Genomic DNA, 16,216 nt, shown 5'->3' on the forward strand with positions numbered 1-16,216 from the left:
CTCCCTGTCAGCGATTCAGCGGTGTCAGTGTCTGTAACTGATACGCGGTGTCAGTTTTGACAAAGCTGAAAGCGACCGGTGTCCCGGCGGGCAGGGCGTTGGCGGTGATCGCCGGCGGCAGACGGAAATTCATGGTCATGGCCGGCCATTTCAGCGCGGGAATGGCGTGATGGGAAATACCGACACGGTCAGACTGCCATTGGGTGATCACACCTTCGGAGGTATAGATCTGCGCATTTTGCTGCATCGCGTTATGATCGTGATCCATTGGCATGGCATCGGCAAAAGAATAAGCGGAAATAAAGAAAAGACTAAACAAAGTTAAATTTAAAATAGCACGCATGGGAATAACTCCAATACTGTCATCAGATAAAAGATTGCCATTGTTCAGAAAATAAATGGCTAATTCATTTCATTGAATAATGAGTGCAGAAAAACACTCAGGACAGGAGGGGCTATTCTCTGTATCGGCAGAACTGAACTTCAGCGGGAGGGGCGGTTACCGGCGGCGCGACCCAGTCTGCAGTGGTGACGGCGATACTGGCATCGACAGTGATCATCGCCAGGGTCGGCACGACGGGCAGCGCCAGCAGCGGGACAGAACCGCCGTCAGACGAGGTTCTTTCCGGCACGCAATGTTTTTCACACAGCAGCGACTGACTCTGCATATGCTCAGGAGAATCAGGCATTTGCATGGTCATGTTATGCGCCATCGCGGTGTTTTCCACCGGCGGGCGCATGTCGCACTGATGGCTGGCGAGGGCGATTTGCGAGTTGAGGATCAGCCAGCATAACGCGAACAGCAACGCACTGACCCGCTTGCCGGGCAAGCGCAGTGAATGCATAAACTGTGAAATCGCGAAACGGACTGACATGTTAATGATTATTTCCAAAGGAAAGATGCGGATGAGTATATAAGCAAATAACACACAGAGGAAAGGAGAAACAGAATAACTCAGGATTTAAATTGTCAGGATAATTAAAGAACGCGAATAACAGCGGCTTCTGTTATTCGCATGTTAATTAAAGTGCGGCTTCCGGTGATAATATATTTACAACCAGCCAGAATTTTTCAGTTTCCAGTATAACCATCCGCAACCGATGACGGTGACACCGAGCGTAACCGGATATCCCCACCAGTCATCCAGTTCCGGCATATTTTTAAAGTTCATGCCGTAAAGGCTGAAAATCACCGTCGGGATCGCCAGAATCGCCCCCCAGCCCGCCAGCCGCTGCACCACTTCGTTCTGATGCACCGACACCAGCGCCAGATTGACGTGCATGGCGTTCGATAACATTTCCCGCATATCGTCCGTGGTGCGGATCACCTGATTGGCGTGGTCCTGCACATCGCGAATATACGCCCGCAGGCTTTTCGGCATCAGTTCTTCATAATGGTGGCTGAGCTGGTTACAGATATCCTCCATCGGCACCGCCGCGTTGCGCAGCGACAGCAAATCGCGCCGCAGACTGTAGACATGCTGAACGGCCTGCTGATTGAAGGTGTTCTGGAACATCTGTTTCTCGATGGCATCAAACTGTTCGGTGTACTGATGCAGAATTTCCAGATAATTATCGACGATGGAATCGAGCACACAATACAGCGCATAACCCGGCCCTTTATTCATCATTTCCGGGCGCTCTTCGGCGTGTTTACGGATGGCTTTATAACTCGACGACGCGCCGTGGCGGATAGTAATCAGGAAGTTTTTGCCGAGAAACATGTGCGTTTCACCGTACTCAATGGTGTCGTTCACCTTTTGCGCGGTGTGTGTGACGATAAACAACGACTCGCCGTACTGCTCGATTTTTGGCCGCTGATGGGCGGTCAGTGCATCTTCAATCGCCAGATCGTGCAGACCGAATTCTTCCTGAATGCTGCGCATATACGCATCTTCCGGCTGCCACAGCCCGAGCCAGACAAAGGTTTCCGGCTCTTTCAGCACTTCGCTGATGTCTTCGACGGTCACATCCTGCAAACGCTTACCGTCGCGGTAAGCCACGCTGTTGATCACTGAATCACAGCTGGGTTTTTTATCTTCGTTGGAAATGGAGTTCATTATTTTACCCGATTGTTATTCAGACAAAAATCCTGCCCGCAGGCAGGATGATTTCAGTGTCTGAACAGAATAGCGCAGTCTGATAAAAAGCGCTGACCGGGGATCTTAAAAGAGTGTTTCAGAAAAAAACGGCTTCAGCCGTCGGTGGAACGGCTGACCGCTTCCCACGCATCTATACCGGCGTTCATCTGGTGCAGCTTTTCCCGCACGAATGTCACCGCGTCGCTGCCGAGTAACAGTGAGGCCGGTGGCTCAGGGACTTCAAGCAGTTGCAACATGGCCTGCGCGGCTTTTTGCGGATCGCCCGGCTGATGTCCGCTGCGTTTTTCCCGCGTTTCCCGCACCGGATCGAAACTGGCATCGTAATCACTGATCGTTCGCGGCGATCGCACCATCGAACGTCCCGCCCAGTCGGTGCGGAAAGACCCCGGCTGAATGGTGGTGACCGCGATATTGAACGGCTTCAGTTCTTTGGTCAGGGTTTCAGAAATTCCCTGTAAGGCGAATTTACTGCCGCAGTAATAGCTGATGCCGGGCATCGTGATAAATCCCCCCATTGATGTGATGTTGAGAATATGTCCGGCGCGGCGTTGACGAAAATAGGGCAGGAAGGCTTTGATCACCGCCACCGCGCCAAACACATTGACATCAAACTGATGCAGCGCCTCGCTTAACGGCGACTCTTCCATAATCCCTTCGTGACCGTAACCGGCATTGTTGACCAGCACGTCAACCGCACCGGTTTCCTGTTCCACGGCTGCCGCCAGCGGAGCGACCGCCCCGAAATCCGTGATATCCAGTACGCGGCCAAAACTGCGGCCGGGGACCAGTGCGTCGAATTCTGCACAGGCCTGTGCATTGCGCAGCGTGCCGACGACACGGTGCCCGGCTTTCAGGGCTTCTTCTGCCAGCGCACGGCCAAATCCGCTGCTGACGCCGGTGATGAAGAATAATTTAGACTGGCTCATATAAACTCCTCGTTTAAAAGCGGAGTTGCAGAATAGGGCGGGCAACATCAAATACGTAGCCCCGATCCTCTCAGATGTTTGCCTGTTCCTCTGAGGTGTCTGGACGCGGCGGATTCCCGGTGCGACACTTCATTCACTTTCCGCGAGATATTTTCAGGTTGAAATGAGGTTTCCGGCTTTGACAGTCACCGAACAGATGATCGCGCTTTTGGACCAGCTCACCCCCCTTGAAGGCTACAACCTCACGGCGCTGGCGGATGTGCGCTTTTTACGCTCAAACCGTCCGCTGCTGCGTACGCCGGTGTTATATGAGCCGGGGATTGTGATCGTGGTGCAGGGCAGAAAGCGTGGCTTTTTAGGCAATGATGTCTATTTGTATGACGCGCAACATTATCTGACCGTGTCGGTGCCGGTGCCTTTCACCATGGAAACGGACGCCAGTGCCAGCGAACCGATGCTGGCCATTTATCTGCGACTCGATTTCAGTCTGGCGGCGGAACTGATGTTGCAACTTGATGCCTGCCACGCGCCGCAGGTGGAAGCGCCGAAAAGTATGGTGTCGAGTCTGATGGATGATGCGATGCGGGCGTCGGTTTTGCGGTTTTTGCAGGTGATGGCATCTCCGCTCGATGCGGAAATTCTGGGCAAAGTAATGATGCGCGAGTTGTATTACCGCGTGCTGACCGGCGCTCAGGGCGGCACGTTGCGCAGCGCGCTGGCCATGCAGGGACAGTTTGGCAAAGTGGTGAAGGCATTACGGAAACTGCACGCAGAATACGATTCGCACCTCGATGTGAATGCGCTGGCGAAAGAAGCGGGCATGAGCCTGCCGACGTTTCACAGCCACTTTAAAACGGTGACGGATACCTCGCCTATGCAGTATCTCAAGTCCACCCGATTGCATCAGGCCAGATTACTGATGTTACGCAATAATCTGACCGCCTCGGCGGCCAGCGCGCGGGTGGGATATGAAAGTGTGTCGCAGTTCAGCCGCGAATTTAAACGCTTATTCGGGCTGACGCCGGTCAGCGAAGTGGCGCGCATGAGACAGAATTTTTCCCTTCCTGCCCCGGTCACGCCTTCAGACTTTATTTCTTCGCATTAAATCGCGATTAAGGCGTTATGCCAGAGGTGGTTTTGACTTTTACCTCCGGCGTGGCTGCCGGGCCAAACACGGTGTAGGTCGGTAGTTCTACGTTCTGATACGGTTCCCAGCCGCCGCCCAGGGCTTTGTACAGCGACACCAGATCGGTGCTGGTTTTCACTTTTGCTTCGGCTGATTGCTGATGCGCCTGTGCCAGCTGGCGCTGGGCATCGAGCACGTTGATGAACGTAGACAGCCCCTGACGGTAACTGTCGCTGGCCAGATCAAAGGCGGTCTGCAAGGCTTCGGTGGTCTGATCTAATCCGCTGACCTGATCCTGATCGGTGCGGTAATTCACCAGCGCATTATCCACATCCTGAAGCGCCGTCAGCACGGTCTGGCGATAGTTGAGCGCGGCATTGGCCTGTTGTGCGCGGGAAAGGTGCACGCTGGAGACCAGACGTCCGCCCTGGAAAATCGGCAGGGAAATCTGCGGGCCGAAGGAGTAAAAGTGGCTGCTCCAGTTATCGAGATAACTGACGTCGGTATTACGCATACCAAACTGGCCGGTGAGCGAAATACTCGGGAACATCTGCGCGACGGACACACCAATATTCGCGGTGGCGGCATGGAGATCGGCTTCGGCTTTGCGCACATCCGGACGACGGCGCGCCAGCTGTGACGGTACGCCGACCGGCACGGCAGCGGGCAGGGCAGGCATCGGTTTCACGGCCGAAAGTTCCGCATCCAGCGAGCCTGGCGTCTGACCGAGTAATACTGCCAGCCCGTTCATCGCCTGACGTTCCTGCGCCTGATATTGCGGTAACTGGGCGCGCAGGGAACCTAACTGCGCACGGGCATTTTCGACATCAAGCTGCGGCGACAGCCCGTTCTGCTGACGGTTCTGTGTCAGGTCTAACGTTTGCTGCGCGACGTCGATTTGTGTCTGAATTGCCGCCGTCACGCTTTGCGCCCCGCGCAGTTGCAGATAGGCGCGGGCGACTTCGGCTTCCAGCGACACAAGGGCATCGTTGCGCTGTTCGATGGAGGACTGCGTCTGCGCATTGGCGGCTTCGACCTGACGCCGCGTGCCGCCGAACAAATCCAGCTCCCAGCTGGCATCGAAACTCCCCTGATACAAATTCACCGGTCGCGTGGCCGCGCCGATAGCGCCGGAGGCTTCCGGACCGAGATCGTCAAGTTGCTGCGACGCGCCGCTGGAATCCAGAATACCTTTCAGCCCGAGCTGCTGGCGGGTCATTTTCGCGCTGCCCTGCACCGACGGCAGCCACGCGCCTTCGGCCTGTTTCACCTGTTCGCGGGCACCGGCAATGCGCAGCACCGCCTGTTGCAGCGAGATATTCCCGGCAATCGCGCGGCTGATCAGGCTGTCGAGTTGCGGGTCGTTAAAGGCTTTCCACCACAACGGATTGGGTTCCGAGGGCAGGGCGATTGACGCGCCGTCTTTGTCTTTCGGCTGCGTCATATCGTTATACGCCGTCGGCGTCACCGGATTCGGCTTCTGGTAGTCCGGGCCAACCGAGCATGCCGCTAATACCAGCGTTAAGGTCGAGAGTGTCAGGAACCGGGTGCCTGAATGTAAAACCCCCTCCCGGCTTCCGCCTTCGCAGGGGGAGGAGCAGGACGGTATCACTGATGGCTGAATTCTCAGAGTAGAGCTTTTCTTGTTCAACTTAATGTGCTCCGGCATTACCTTCGCTCTTAACCGGCGAAAGCAGAAAACAAAACGGGATCAAAATAATGGCGACGATGGCGCAGTAACCGAATACGTCGATGTAGGCCAGAATGCGCGACTGGGAAATCATTTCCTGATACATCCGCACCGTCGCCAGTTGCATAGGGTCGCCGACCACGTGGGCAAAATCACGGATCGCTTCGGCACTTTTGCTGACCGCCTGATTAAACTGTTCATTGAGCGGCGACATGTTGTGCGCCATATGCGCGCTGTGTGCCTGCGTTCGCTCGGTGACACCGGCTGTCGCCAGCGAAATACCAATCGACCCCGCGACGTTACGGAACATGGTAAACAGCGCGGCGGCGTCGGCGTTCATTTTTTGCGGGATGGTAATAAACGCGATGGTGGTCAGTGGCACAAACAGGAAACCCAGCCCGATCGACTGCGCACTGCGGTACAGCACCAGCGTTTCAAAATCGACATTCGGGGTCAGCGTCGCCGAATAGATAAACGAGGCCGCCAGCAGGAAGAAACCGAACGCAATGATGTAACGGGTCTGTACCACCGGCATCAGTTTCAGCACCAGCGGGATCGACAGCACGATCAGTATCGCCCCCGGCGACATCACCAGCCCCGACAGCGTGGCGGTGTAACCCAGTTGCTGCTGCGCCAGTTGCGGGATCACCACTGAGCTGCCGTACAGAATCATCGCCATACCGGCCATCAGTAAGCCCGCGACGGCAAAGTTTTTATCCTTCATACAGCGCAAATCGACCACCGGCTTTTTGGCGTACAGCAGCCAGTAAATCGCCCCGACAATCCCCGTTGCGGCCAGTACGGCGAAGGTGACAATAAAGCCGGATTTAAACCAGTCATCATCCTCGCCGCGGTCCATCATTACCTGTAAGCAACCCAAACCCAGTGCAATCAGCCCGATACCAATGTAATCGATGCTGAGTTTGCCTTTGGCCTTGCGTTCCCACGGCGGATCTTCCAGCAGCTGATAAATCGCCAGCAACGCAATGATCCCGACCGGAATGTTGATCAGGAATACCCAGCGCCAGCTGAAGTTATCGGTGATGTAACCGCCGAGCGTCGGGCCGACCACCGGCGCGACGATAATGGCAATCGAAGACAGACCAAACGCCTTGCCGCGATCTTCCGGTTTAAAGTAATCGAGCAATACCGATTGCTGGATCGGTTGCAAACCGCCGCCGAAAAAGCCCTGCAAAATGCGGAACAGAATCATCTGCCACAGTTCGGTGGCGATCCCGCACAGGAAGGAGCACACGGTGAACATGCCGATACAAATCAGGAAGTAGGTTTTACGCCCCATCACGCGGCTGAGAAACGCTGAAATGGGCAGCACGATACCGTTCGCCACCAGATAGGACGTCAGCACCCAGGTGGATTCGTCATAACTGGAAGACAGCGATCCGGCGACGTGCGGCAGCGCCACGTTAACGATGGTGGTGTCCAGAATCTCCATGAACACCGCAATGGTTACGACGGCGGCAACTGCCCACGGATTGGCCTTGGGTTTCCAGTAGCTGCGATCTTCATTCATTCGACGGTCACCGTCGGTTCAACAGACAGCCCCAGCGGCAGGTGGTGATTCTCATCCAGCCCGCTGTCGATGACGATTTTCACCGGCACGCGCTGCACGATTTTCACGTAGTTACCGGTGGCGTTTTCAGCCGGGAAGGCCGAGAAGCGCGAGCCGGTGCCTTGCTGGATACTGTCCACATGGCCCTGAAGTTTGATGTCCGGGAAGGCATCCACGGTGATTTCTACTTTGTTGCCCGGACGCATACGTTCGAGCTGGGATTCTTTATAGTTCGCGGCGATCCAGATATCTTTCGATACCACCGAGAACAGCGAAGTCCCGGCCTGCACCAGCGTGCCGACCTGCACATTACGTTTAGTGACATAGCCGTCGAACGGCGCGCGCACCTGCGCATAGGACAGATTGAGCGTCGCGGTTTCCAGCTGAGCTTTCGCCTGTTCCACCTGTTGCTGACGGGCTTCGACGTTGGTTTCGGCCTGACGGATATTCAGCTGCACCTGTGCGGCAACCTGCACCTGCGCTTTGGCGTTTTCCAGATCAGCCGTTGCAGAACGCACCTGCGCATTGGACGTATCAATATTTTGTTGTGTGGTGGCACGCGGGTCTACGCCGCGCTGACGGCGGAAATCGGCGGTGGCATTCAGCAGGTTTGCTTCAGCACGGGTCTGCTGAGCTTTCGCCTGCGCAAGCTGCGCCGGATATTGTACTTTCGCCAGATCATATTGCGCCTGCGCCTGATGTAACTGAGCGACGGCCAGACCGAGTTGCGCCTGCGCCTGATCGCGCTGCGCCGTGGCATCACGCGGGTCGATTTCAACCAGCAAATCGCCTTTCTTCACAAACTGGTTATCTTTTACCGCCAGACTGGTGACGTAACCGGCGATTTTCGGCGCAATGGTGACGGCATCGCCTTCGGTAAAGGCATCGTCGGTGCTGACCTGATCTTTGGTCATCAGCCACCACACCAGCGCCACCACCACCATGATCACCACGACAATTCCGAGGATGATCAACGGCTTTTTGCCGGGGCCTTTGCGCTTTTCATCATTATCCTGATTGTTATTGTCCGGATCTTTCTGGTCTTTCGGATCCTGTTTGTGACCTTCTCCTGATTTGACCTGGCTGGAATCGTGTTCGGTATTGGCGTCAGCGGACGCCGAAGACTGTGTTTTGTTATCGTTTGTCATAGTGCTCTTCTGGTTATCAGCGGCCACGCGCCGGAACAAAGAAATCTTGTTTTAAGCTAGAACGTATTGATGTAAATGCAAGTAAATCCATGTCAATTAACCTTAAAGATGGCACGAAGATCCAAACCATAGGGAACGTCTTAAAAGTGGGAAATGGGTTATAATGCTGGGCTGGTATTTGTATTTATCAAATAAAGTTGATTCTCTGTTTCAGGAAATTCGCGTGAAAAATTCCCAACAACATCCGCTCCTGTGGGGCAAACCATGACCCGTCCTGCGCCGTCCTATAAAGGGCTGACCCGTATTGCCTCGCTGGTGTCACTGTGTGTCGCGCTGATCCTGGTTTGCGTCAAAGTCTGGGCATGGGCCGCCACCGGTTCGATTGCGCTGCTGACCTCCGCCGCCGATGGCCTGGTGGATGTGCTGGCGTCGATGGTGACGCTGATTGGCGTGCGTTATGCCATTCGTCCGGCGGATAAAGGCCATCGCTACGGACATGGCAAGGCGGAGGCCGTGGCGGCGTTTGTGCAGGCGCTTTTACTGGGAGGCGCAGGGCTGGTGCTCGGCGGTGAATCCATCGGGCGTATCATTAACCCCGCGCCGCTGGCGCAACTGGGGCTGGGGATCTGGGTGATCATCGGAAGTTCACTGGCTGCAACCGGCCTGGTGCTGATGCAAACTTACGTCGTGAAACGCACCGGTTCGACCGCCATCGCCGCTGACCGCGCGCACTACATCACCGACGTTGCGGTGAATATCGCCGTCCTGCTGGCGCTGATATTTGAACGTTATTTCGGCTGGACGCGTTCCGATTCCATCGGCGCGTTACTGATTTCTTTCTATATGTTGTGGAATGCCCGTGGCATGGCGGCGGATGCACTGAAACAATTGCTGGACCGCGAACTGAGCGCCGACGACCGTAAGCGCGTAAAAGCGGCGGTATTAAGTGTGGAAGGGGTACGCGGTGTGCACGACATCCGCACCCGTAACGGCGGCGACCGCGTCTTCGTCGAATTCCACGTCGAGGTTGACGGTAACCTGACGGTGGATATCGGGCACGATATCGGTGATGCGGCGGAAATGGCGGTCAGCAAACTGTTCAAATCAGCGGATGTGACAGCACATCTGGAGCCGGACGGGATTGATGACGACAGACTGGATAATTTATTGCACTAAGGTTGAGGCCTGAAGTTTACTCCCTCCCCTTCGCAGGGGAAGGAGCAAAGCAAAACCCTCACTATTGCGCTTTAATCGCCATGGCATCCCGCATGGTATAGAACAAATCCGTCTGGTCGGTCAGACCGACGACATTCCCCGCATGCGGGCCGAACGCGGCAATGCGCAGTTGCGTTCCGGTATGTCCCTGCGAATCATCTTCTGAGTTACCGTAGCTGATGGTCATCGGGGCGCCGTCTTTGGTGGTCAGCGTTTGCGTCAGGCCGGGTGCTTTGGCATCGGCTTCGATAATCTGACTGGAATGGGCGTGGTCGGCGGTGACGATAACCAGCGTGTTGCCATCCTGACGGGCAAACTCCAGTGCTTTCTGCACGGCTTCATCCAGATCGACAGTTTCACCAAACTGTCCGCACGGATTCGCTGCGTGATCCTGTTTATCAATCGAGGCACCTTCCACCTGCAGGAAGAAACCGTTCTGATGAGCTTTCAGTAGGTCGATGGCTTTTTCCGTCATGGCGGCCAGCGTCGGGATATCGGCTGTGCGCTGCGGATTGGCTTCGCAGGTCACGGCCGGTTTATCGATGTTACCGTGATAAGTGGCTTTCGGACCCTGCCAGCGCACCGGCATGTTGCCTTCAGAGAACAGGCCGAGCACCGGTTTCTTCTGATCGGCCTGGGTGATCGCGCTGAGCTGTTCCGCGTTTTCTACCCACACATAACCTTGTGCCAGCGCCTGATCTTTCAGGGATTTACCCTGATATTCCCCGGCTTTCGCCAGCTGGCCGAAAGATTTTCTGCCGCCGCCGAGCGTCACATCCGCACGGGTCTGCAATAACTGCTCAGTGATTGAGCCGCGCCCGCCATTTTCCAGCGCGTTACTGGCGCATTTCTCCGCCGTTTCTTCCGGACCATAGCACTTACGCGAGGTGACGTGGGCGATCTGCGCGGCAGGGGTCGCATCCTGCAATTCAGCCGTGGAGACGTTGCCGGTCGCCTTGCCTGCGGCTTTGGCGATCTCAAGGATAGTCTGGTGATCTTTACCGTCTACATCCACGCCAATCGCGCCGTTATAGCTTTTAACGCCGGTCGTCCAGGCTGTCGCGGAAGCGGCGGAATCGGTGACGTAGCTTGGTTTACGGGTTTTCTTGTCCAGAGAATAATGGGTGTACTGGCCGGTCAGCGGCAGGGCATCGATGCCTTTAAAATAGCCGCCTGCGCCTTCAGCATAGTTACGTGCAGAAGTAATTTCAGAATCACCCATACCGTCGCCGATCAGCAAAATCACGTTTTTCACCGTCTTGTCGGATAACGACGCTTTCAGCGCCGCGGTCTGGTCACCGCTCAGACGACGGGCACCGCCCGGTTCGGTCAGCACACCTTTTGCCGCGCGGTCAGTCAGCGTGTCGGTTTCGGCGGCGAGTGAGGTAGCAGAGGCGGAAAGCAGCAGGGCGGCACTGACTGCGCGGGCGATGAGGGATACGGATTGTTGCATTATCAAAACTCCTTTTTTAAACCGTCGGAAATAAAAACATACATATGGATATTTTTTGTTACCGGAAGGTTAAGGGAGAGTTGTGACGGTTTAATGACAGTGATGGAATGGATTTTGCTTTACTCCTCCCCCTGCGAAGGGGGAGGCGGGGAGGGGGTATTAATGGCAAAACGGTTGGCTGAGTAAACTTCAGGTCGATGATTTGTCTGTAATACCCCACCCCAGCCCTCCCCTTCGCAGGGGAGGGAGTAATCCGTAGTCTCTTATGCGTTTGCAAAAAAAAAGCCCCGATGAACGGGGCTTTTTCACAAAAACGTCGAAGAGATTATCAGTTGATCTGAACTGGCATACCTGCACGCATCTCAATGGCGCGCTGAACCACAGTCTGATTAACCGCAGGATCCATCGATACGCTGCTTGCGCTGCCGGTCAGAGTGATTGGCAGTGGCTGCTGGGAATCAAACTCTTCCTGGTTAGAGGACAGCGGGTTGTGGATCTCAATGTAACGCTTGCCGTCCGGCTCAACGGTGGCTTTCACCGGTTCGTTGATGAACTGAACGCGGGTGCCTTGCGGCACATTGTCGTACAGCCATTTGATGTCAGCATCACGCAGACGCACACAACCGTGGCTTACGCGCAGACCGATACCGAAGTTGGCGTTGGTGCCGTGAACCGCATACAGACGGCCAACGTACAGCGCGTACAGACCCATCGGGTTGTCCGGGCCTGCAGGGAAGACGGCTGGCAGGAATTCGCCGCGTGCGGCATATTCTTCATGCATTTTTGCGGTCGGCGTCCAGGTCGGACCGGCTTTTTTACGCTGAACGGTGGTCACCCAGTTCATCGGGGTGTCTTTGCCCAGTTCGCCGATACCGATTGGCAGAACCACCACGGTGTTGGTGCCTTTAGGGTAGTAATACAGACGCATTTCAGCACTGTTGATGACGATGCCTTCATGCGGCGTTTCCGGCAGGATCAGCTGCTGAGGAATAGTCAGCACGGTGCCCGGCGTTGGCAGGAACGGGTCAACACCAGGGTTAGCTTCAAGCATGTTGCTCAAACCCATCTGGTATTGCGCTGCGAAATGTTCCAGTGGCAGGCTGCTGCCCTGAGGAACGATAACTGTGATGTTTTCACCGACCAGACGACCGTTATTGGCCGGAAGAGGGTAGACCACAGCAAAAGACGCCTGGCTATATGCAGCAACTGCCAAAACCAGGGTAAGGATTGCGCGAATGCTCATTTTCATATTTTCGTTGGTCGTTAATGCCACACTGGCAGTTGTTGTCAGGATGTTGATTCCCCCCGACCCGATGGAAACCGGCCGGAGGAATAGTGTACTTGCACATAGCACTTGAAAGGCACTCAGTATGTGTAACGAATCACCTTTCAGGGCCGCTAATTATAAGGATTTATTTCAAACAGGCCAAAGCTTTCTCACCTTGTTGGAAAAGTTCCCTGCCGCAAGCGCATTTTTTGCGGCAGCCTGCACAATTCCTTTACTTTTTAGGATGACTTCCGGCAAAACGGCACCATCACCAGCGCGGCAATAAACATCCAGGCCATGACCTGAAAGATATCGTTGAAAGCCAGCGTCAGTGACTGCGCGGCCACTTTTGCCCCGAATAACCCTTTTGCCATCAGCAGGGCCTGTGCGGTATCCGGCGTCAGATGGCCGATCTTATCCGCCAGCGATCCGATAACTTCCTGCGCCTGATCGCCGTATTGGCCGAGGGTGTCGCCGAAACGGGCCGCATGCATACGTGTCCAGTCCTGCAACCAGGTATTGACCGTGGCAATCCCAATGGCACCGCCGAGGTTGCGCATCAGGTTAAACAACCCGGAGGCGTAGCGCAGTTCCGGCCCCTGAAAGGCCGTCAGCGCCATGTTCACGCTTGGGACGATGCACAACATAATGAATAACCCGCGCACCACCTGCGGCCAGAAAAATTGCCCCGCGCCCCAGTAGGTCGTGACGGCGGTGGTCAGCCATAAGCTGAGCGCAAAGCCCGATAATCCCACGGCGATCAGCAACCGGCGGTCAACGCGGTTAATTAATCTGGCGGCGATGATGGTACTGAAGAACTGTCCGACGCCGACCACAAACACCGTAGTGCCGATTTCCAGACTGTTGAAATCCCGGATGCGGCCGAGGAAAACCGGTGTCAGATAAGTGGACGCGTACAGGCCGAAACCGACCACCAGATTGAACAGGCAGGCGAAGGTAAATGTCGGATCGCGGAACGGCGTCAGACGCACGATGGGGTTTTTGGAATAAAAGGAGCGTTCGAGAAACAAGACAAAAGCCACCAGCGAGAACCACGCCGAAATCTGGATCTGCGGATCGCTGAACCAGTTTTTGCGCGGGCCTTCTTCCAGCACATATTCCAGACAGCCCAGCGCAATCGCCATCGACAGCAAATGTACCCAGTCGATGCGTTTAAGCATCGAAAAATCTGCTTTATCGACATGAATAAACATCACCGCACCGGTCGCCACCAGAATGCCCGGCAGGATATTGATGAAGAAAATCCAGCGCCAGTCGAGCAACTGTGTCACCACGCCGCCGACCGTCGGGCCGAGGGTCGGGGCCAGTACGCTGACCATGCCGAGGATCGCCGGGATCAGCGCCTGCTGTTTGCCCTGAAACATCGCGAAGCCCGTGGCAAACACCGTCGGCACCATCGCCCCGCCGGTAAAGCCCTGCAAGGCACGAAAGAAGATCATCGACTCGATATTCCACGACAATCCGCAACCAATACTGCTGAGCGTAAATAACGCCGCCGACGCGCTGAACAACCAGCGGGTGGAGAGCGCCTGCGTCAGAAAGGCCGAGAAGGGGATCATCACCAGTTCAGCGATCAGATACGAGGTTTGTACCCAGCTGATTTCGTCGGGACCGGCGGAAAGCCCGGCCTGCACATCGTTTAAGGAAGCCGCGACGATCTGAATGTCGATCAGCGCCAGAAACATGCCGAACGCCATAATGCTGAAAATCAAAAACTTGCGCGACGTCGGATAATCCGCAGGCGAGAGCGCCGCGGCTGGAGTCAGGGTGGCAGACATGTTGTGAGATCCCGGGGCTTGTTTGCATGATGAGTATCATATTAATATGATGACCATCATGCAATGAGCGGAATAAAAAATGAGTGAAGCAACGGCAGGTGAAGGGATCCCGGTCCCGGCAGTGAAAGCGAATAAACGGTCAAAGCGGATCTTTGTGGTCAGCGGCATTGCCCTGGCGGTGGCGCTGGGCGGGGCGGCATGGTTACTGGCAGCGCCTGCGTCGGAATCCACCGATGATGCCTATCTGACGGCGGATGCCACCACGGTTGCGCCAAAAGTAAAAGGCTTTGTCTCGAAGGTGCTGGTTCGCCATAACCAGCAGGTTCATGCCGGCGATAAACTGGTGCTGATCGACAGCGAAGAGTTCACGGCGCGTCTGGCCTCGGCGCAGGGTGAACTGGAAGATGCCCGGGCGCAGGTGGCACAACAGGAAGCGGCATTGCTGAGTCAGCAGGCGCAGGAGCAACTGGCGCTGACCCAGATAGACGCGGCACGTACGGCGATCCGCTCTTCGCGTGCGGAGCAACAACATGCCGAAGCCGAACAGCAACGCTATCAGTCGCTGGCGGCCAGCGGTGCGACGTCCCGTAATGATGCCGACCGCTATAAAACGGTGGCAGTGACGGCAGAACAAACGTCGGCGCACGCCGCCGCGATGCTGGATGTCGCGCAAAATCAGGCGGCGGTCACGCACGCGCAGCGGGCAGAAATTCTGGCGGCGCTGGCACTGGCGAAAGCCGCCGTGGTGAAGGCGCAGGCGGCGGAAGATCTGGCGCAACAGGATCTTAATCACACCACCATTTTTGCCGCCGTTGATGGCGTGGCGGGCAACCGGCAGGTACAGGTTGGCGACTACGTTACGCCCGGTCAGCGGCTGATGACGCTGGTACCGCAACAGGGCATTTATGTGACCGCTAATTTCAAAGAAACGCAGACCGGCAGAATGCAGCCGGGACAGCGGGCGGAGGTGCAGGTTGATGCGGTGCCGGGCGTGACGTTTCGTGGCGAAGTCGACAGTCTGGCGCCGGGGTCCGGTTCAACGTTTGCACTGTTACCTTTTGAGCCGGGCACCGGTAACTTCACCAAGATTGTTCAGCGGGTGCCGGTACGGATCCACCTTGATGCCGGTCAGCCGGATTTAGCGATCCTGCGCCCCGGATTATCCGTCGATGCGCGCGTTTCGTTAACCGACCCCGTCAGGTAAACTGTGGCGGCAATTTTCTGATTATCAGGGTGTTTCTATGCGCTACGAAAGTGAACATAAACCGAAAATCCGCGAGCGGATCGTGAAGGAAGCGGCGAAAGCCATTCGCGCCAAAGGCCCGTTACAGGTCAGTGTGGCGGGGGTGATGAGCAAAGCCGGTCTGACCCACGGCGGGTTCTATGCGCACTTTGCCTCGAAAGATGCCCTGATCGAAGCGGCGATCGAACAGATGTTTAATCAGGTGATGGCGCGCTGGGATAAAGATAATCAGGGACTGACGGCGAAACAGCAACTGGCGGGCTATATCGATTTCTACCTGTCGCCATGGCACCGTGATAACCGCGCACAGGGCTGTCCGGTGTCCGCGCTGGCGTCGGAAACACCGCGAATGCCTGCGCCTTGTCAGGCTGAGTTCGCGCGCGGCATCGAACGTATTCGTGGCATGATTATCCGCCAGTTAACGGAAATGGGCGTGGAGGATCCGCAAACGCTGGCAATATCAATAAGTGCGGAGCTGATGGGCAGTTTGTCGCTGGCGCGTTGCGAGCCGGACAGGCAGGTATCCGATGCCCTGCTGGAAAGGGCGAAGACGTCGCTGAAAGCGCGGTTAAATTTGCAGGAAGAATAAACTCTCAGAATTGCTCCCTCCCCAGCGAAGGGGAGGGTTGGGGTGGGGTATTAAGAGCAAGTGCCGCGCTATTAATTAAGCCCGAACA

Annotated in this window: 14 protein-coding genes; 4 read left to right on the plus strand and 10 right to left on the minus strand. The window is 55.9% G+C overall.

Annotated elements, in window-relative coordinates; genetic code table 11:
- Positions 1-7 precede the first annotated feature (7 nt).
- The 4 genes from EYY67_RS09130 to EYY67_RS09145 all read right to left on the minus strand — a co-directional run bounded on the left by EYY67_RS09130 (position 8) and on the right by EYY67_RS09145 (position 3,028).
- Positions 8-268, minus strand: a complete 261-nt coding sequence (locus tag EYY67_RS09130; protein ID WP_242675594.1) for a copper-binding protein — start codon at positions 266-268, stop codon at positions 8-10.
- A 187-nt stretch (positions 269-455) separates the two neighbouring features.
- Complete coding sequence (locus tag EYY67_RS09135; protein WP_131693362.1) at positions 456-875, minus strand: hypothetical protein; 420 nt, start codon at positions 873-875, stop codon at positions 456-458.
- A 177-nt stretch (positions 876-1,052) separates the two neighbouring features.
- Positions 1,053-2,060: a magnesium/cobalt transporter CorA gene (gene corA / locus EYY67_RS09140; protein WP_131693363.1), complete on the minus strand. Its 1,008-nt coding sequence runs from the start codon at positions 2,058-2,060 to the stop codon at positions 1,053-1,055.
- A gap of 134 nt (positions 2,061-2,194) precedes the next feature.
- Complete coding sequence (locus tag EYY67_RS09145; protein WP_131693364.1) at positions 2,195-3,028, minus strand: oxidoreductase; 834 nt, start codon at positions 3,026-3,028, stop codon at positions 2,195-2,197.
- A gap of 163 nt (positions 3,029-3,191) precedes the next feature.
- On the opposite strand from EYY67_RS09145, the gene EYY67_RS09150 reads away from it, so the two are divergent.
- On the plus strand, positions 3,192-4,133 hold the full coding sequence (locus EYY67_RS09150; protein WP_131693365.1) for an AraC family transcriptional regulator: 942 nt from the start codon (positions 3,192-3,194) through the stop codon (positions 4,131-4,133).
- 7 nt (positions 4,134-4,140) lie between these two features.
- Here EYY67_RS09150 and EYY67_RS09155 read toward each other — a convergent pair whose 3' ends face one another.
- The 3 genes from EYY67_RS09155 to EYY67_RS09165 are packed head-to-tail and all read right to left on the minus strand — an operon-like array spanning position 4,141 to position 8,562.
- Entirely contained in the window at positions 4,141-5,823 is a 1,683-nt protein-coding gene (locus tag EYY67_RS09155) for an efflux transporter outer membrane subunit (RefSeq protein ID WP_131693366.1), read from the minus strand.
- Positions 5,807-7,375, minus strand: coding sequence for a DHA2 family efflux MFS transporter permease subunit (locus EYY67_RS09160; RefSeq protein WP_095921767.1), 1,569 nt, complete (start codon positions 7,373-7,375; stop codon positions 5,807-5,809). Before EYY67_RS09160 ends, EYY67_RS09155 begins: the two co-directional genes overlap by 17 nt.
- Positions 7,372-8,562 (minus strand): HlyD family secretion protein, encoded by a 1,191-nt coding sequence (locus EYY67_RS09165; RefSeq protein WP_131693367.1) that lies wholly within the window; start codon positions 8,560-8,562, stop codon positions 7,372-7,374. Before EYY67_RS09165 ends, EYY67_RS09160 begins: the two co-directional genes overlap by 4 nt.
- Positions 8,563-8,826: 264 nt before the next feature.
- Here EYY67_RS09165 and EYY67_RS09170 point away from each other — a divergent pair, with 264 nt between their 5' ends.
- Positions 8,827-9,738, plus strand: a complete 912-nt coding sequence (locus EYY67_RS09170) for a cation diffusion facilitator family transporter (RefSeq protein WP_119827242.1) — start codon at positions 8,827-8,829, stop codon at positions 9,736-9,738.
- Between the two features lie 61 nt (positions 9,739-9,799).
- Here EYY67_RS09170 and phoA read toward each other — a convergent pair whose 3' ends face one another.
- The 3 genes from phoA to EYY67_RS09185 all read right to left on the minus strand — a co-directional run bounded on the left by phoA (position 9,800) and on the right by EYY67_RS09185 (position 14,296).
- The gene (phoA, locus tag EYY67_RS09175; protein WP_131693368.1) at positions 9,800-11,230 is read right to left on the minus strand and encodes an alkaline phosphatase; all 1,431 of its coding nucleotides are present in this window, start codon (positions 11,228-11,230) and stop codon (positions 9,800-9,802) included.
- Between the two features lie 328 nt (positions 11,231-11,558).
- Complete coding sequence (locus tag EYY67_RS09180) at positions 11,559-12,479, minus strand: L,D-transpeptidase family protein (protein ID WP_095921772.1); 921 nt, start codon at positions 12,477-12,479, stop codon at positions 11,559-11,561.
- Positions 12,480-12,736: 257 nt separating this feature from the next.
- A complete protein-coding gene (locus EYY67_RS09185; RefSeq protein ID WP_095921773.1) occupies positions 12,737-14,296 on the minus strand; it encodes a DHA2 family efflux MFS transporter permease subunit in 1,560 nt (519 codons plus the stop codon).
- A gap of 79 nt (positions 14,297-14,375) precedes the next feature.
- Here EYY67_RS09185 and EYY67_RS09190 point away from each other — a divergent pair, with 79 nt between their 5' ends.
- On the plus strand, positions 14,376-15,500 hold the full coding sequence (locus EYY67_RS09190; RefSeq protein WP_095921774.1) for an HlyD family secretion protein: 1,125 nt from the start codon (positions 14,376-14,378) through the stop codon (positions 15,498-15,500).
- 37 nt (positions 15,501-15,537) lie between these two features.
- Entirely contained in the window at positions 15,538-16,128 is a 591-nt protein-coding gene (locus EYY67_RS09195; RefSeq protein ID WP_131693369.1) for a TetR/AcrR family transcriptional regulator, read from the plus strand.
- Positions 16,129-16,216 lie beyond the last annotated feature (88 nt).

The organism is Rahnella victoriana (genome assembly GCF_004330295.1).
In the GTDB taxonomy this organism is placed as follows: domain Bacteria; phylum Pseudomonadota; class Gammaproteobacteria; order Enterobacterales; family Enterobacteriaceae; genus Rahnella; species Rahnella victoriana.